The sequence below is a fragment of the Actinomadura sp. KC216 genome (assembly GCF_004348535.1).
Lineage (GTDB): Bacteria > Actinomycetota > Actinomycetes > Streptosporangiales > Streptosporangiaceae > Spirillospora.
The window spans coordinates 1-3,135 of sequence record NZ_SMJX01000535.1 but is presented as its reverse complement, the minus strand read 5'-3'; the positions used below and the strand labels follow the sequence as shown (position 1 = coordinate 3,135).

The window sequence follows — 3,135 nt, the reverse complement described above, 5'->3', positions numbered from 1 at the left end:
GGGCGTACGCGATCGCGTCGTCGGCGGGCATGGCCCGCCCCTCGCCCCAGGCTTGGGTGACGAGGGGTTCGCCCAGCTTGCGGCGGATCGGTTCCAGGGTGCGTTCGCGGCGGGCGCCGGTCCCGGGGGCGCGGCCGGTGGCCTCGTGGAGCGCGGACGCGGCGCCGGCGAGCATCACCGCGCCGCGGCCGTCGCCCTCCCGGGCGACCAGGTCGGCGAACGCGTCCAGGGCGCGGGACATGTCCAGGCGGATGCCGGACGAGCGGCTCAGCGTGAGGCTCTGCGAGAGCGACTCGCGGGCCGTGCGGAGGTCGTCCTGTTCGAGGGCGACGCGGCCGAGGCCGGCGAGGGCCCGCGCCATCTCCGGGCGGGCGCCGATCTCGGCGAGGATCGGCAGGACCTCGGCGTAGTGGCGGCGCGCGGACACCTGGTCGCCGCGCAGCTCGGCGAGGCGGCCGAGGCCGATCATGGCGTGGGAGGCGCCCCACAGCTGCCCGATGTCGCGCATGACGGACGCGGCGGCGTCCAGATGCTCGCGGGCCTCCCGCAGGCGCGAGCCGCGGATCAGCAGGTAGCCGCGGACGGCGGCGGCGTAGGCGCGGTTCCACTCCTGGCGGGGCGCGCCGGCGATCGCGTCGGCCTCGTCGAGGCGTTCGGCCGCTTCCGCGAGCCGCCCGGCGCGGACCAGGCATTCGGCGCCGGCGATCAGGGCGGACGCGGTCATGAAGTCGTCGCCGCAGTCGCGGCAGGACGCGAAGCCGTCGTCGGCGTAACGAGCGGCCTGGGCGAAGTCGCGGACGCCGAGGGCGAGCTGGGCGCGGGCGACGAGCGCGGGGCCGAGGACGTGGGGCCCGACCCCGTGGGCGGCGGCGAGGAAGCGGTCGGTCCAGTCGGCCCACTCGGTGACGCGGCCGCGCACGATCCAGAAGGTGCGCAGCGAGGTGCAGATCCGCAGGCCCTCGGGGACGTCGCCGCGGTCGAGTGACCAGGTCAGCGCGGAGCGGACGTTGCCGAGCTGCACGTCGTACCAGTTGAACAGCGCGACGCGTTCGGCCCACGCGGCGTCGTCGCGCGCGACGGCGATCCGGCCGTGGCGCTCGGCCGCCGCCAGGACGGCGTCCCGATGGCGGCCGCGGAACGTCTCGTCCTCGCCCGCGTCGGCGAGCCGCTCCGCCGCGTACTCGCGGATGCTGTCGAGCTGCCGGAACCGGACCTCCCCGGCGAGTTCGCCGGCCACGGTCACGAGGGACTTGTCGACCAGCGCGGTGAGCAGGTCGAGGACGTCGTCGGCGGGGAGCGCGGCGTCGGCGCAGACATGCTCGGCCTGCTCCAGCGTCCAGCCCGAGAAGACGGACAGGCGCCGCAGCAGGATGCGCTCCGGGTCGTCCAGCAGCTCGTGGCTCCAGTCGATCGCGGCGCGGAGGGTGCGCTGCCGGGCGGGGGCGGTGCGGTCCCCGGCGCTGAGCAGCCGGAACCGGTCGGTGAGGCGCCGCGCGATCTGGTCCACCGACAGGACGCGGACGCGGGCGGCGGCGAGTTCCAGCGCGAGCGGCATCCCGTCGAGCGCGCGGGTGACCTCGTGGACGGCGTCCGTGCCGTCGAACCCGGGCCGCGCAGCCTTCGCGCGGTCGATGAACAGCCGCCGCGCCTCGCCGGGCTCCAGCGGCGGGACGCGCCACACGTTCTCGCCCGCCATGCGGAGCGGTTCCCGGCTGGTGGCGAGCACGCGCAGCCGCGGGCAGCGGGCCAGGAGCGTGCCGGTCAGCTTGGCGCACTCCTCGATGAGGTGCTCGCAGTTGTCCAGGACGATCAGGGCGGCGGGCGCGCGGAGCGCGTCGGCGAGCGTCTCGGTGAGCGGGCGACCGTCCTCCTCAGCGACGTCGAGAACGGTGGCGACGCGCCGCGCGACCGGCTCCGTCGTCCCGTCCGGGCGGACGTCGGCCAGCTCAACGAACCAGACGCCGTCGGGACCGGTGTCGAGCACCGTGTGCGCGACGTGCAGCGCGAGCCTGGTCTTGCCGATGCCGCCCGCGCCGCACAGCGTCACGGCGCGCATGCCCTCTAGCAGCCGGGCCAGGTCGCCGACGTCGCGTTCGCGGCCGACGAAGGCGTTGGGTTCGGCGGGGAGATTCGTCTTCACGGGAGTGGTCGTCGCGGTCATGCTCCCCCGCCGTTCCGAGCCCGGCCGCGGCGCGCTGACCGGGACATCCGTCATGGCACTGTGAGTGTGACATCGCTCTGCGTATACCGCCATGGTTTCGTGTACTTCATTGTTCACGCGTCCGCGGCGCCGTTTCCCCTCGCCAACGTGTCGGCCGCCCCACAGCGCGCCGCGTCCCCCACCTCCAAGAACACGGCCCCCACCCTCGAAAACACCCTGAACGCACCGGCAGCGTCCGCGAGGCGTCCCGAAGCCGAACCGGCTCCGTTACCGGGCGTCGTTCATCGGCGTGGTCGGCTCATGCTCGCCTACGTCCCGTACGCGGCCCGGTCGTGGACGCGCCGCTGGACGGGCCCGGCAGCGCGAGGCCTACCTGGCGCTTCTCGAACGCGCCGCGAGCGGGACCCTGCCCGACGCCGACCGCGCGGGCGCGGTGGCGCAGATGGCGCGGGTGCCCGGCGTGGACCTCGCCCGAATCAGCGCGTTCCGCGACGGTGACCCCTACGTCCGCCGTGCCGCGCTCACCGCGCTCGCGTGGACGCCGTCGCCGCAGGAGACGCTGCCCCGGCTGCTGGCGGCAAGCGCTCACCGCACTGATCACCTGCGCGACCCAGGGCATCGGCGCCACCGAGCTCGGCGGTGCCGCCGCGCTGACCGCCGACCCGGGTCTGCCCAACGCCGAACCCGAACGCGACCTCCCCGCAGCCCAGCGCCTGGACGCCCTCGTCGGGGCCGTTCGCAACGCCGCACAACGCGACCGTGACAGCGCCGATCACGCCATCCGCGCCGTGATGGACCAGCTGCCTGAGCACCTCGCCTGCGAACTGGCGGCGGCCACCCTGCGCTGGGACTCCCCCGGCGTGGCGGGCGCCGTCGACGCCCTGGCCGACAGGTGCGCGGGCGGCGGCGCCCTCGCCGTCCTCCAGGTCGCCGAGGCCCTCGTCGGGGACGCTCCCGACCCGTACGTGCAGCTG

2 protein-coding genes are annotated in these 3,135 nt (G+C 75.5%); one reads left to right on the top strand and one right to left on the bottom strand.

What is annotated here, in order from left to right; translation table 11 throughout:
* The coding region (locus E1264_RS41595; protein WP_132182927.1) for an NB-ARC domain-containing protein at window positions 1-2,140 on the bottom strand (2,140 nt) is incomplete at its 3' end.
* A gap of 533 nt (window positions 2,141-2,673) precedes the next feature.
* Between E1264_RS41595 and E1264_RS41590 the strand changes: the two genes are divergently transcribed.
* Window positions 2,674-3,135, top strand: a 462-nt coding sequence (locus tag E1264_RS41590) for a hypothetical protein (RefSeq protein WP_207936943.1), incomplete at its 3' end; no start/stop codon positions are given.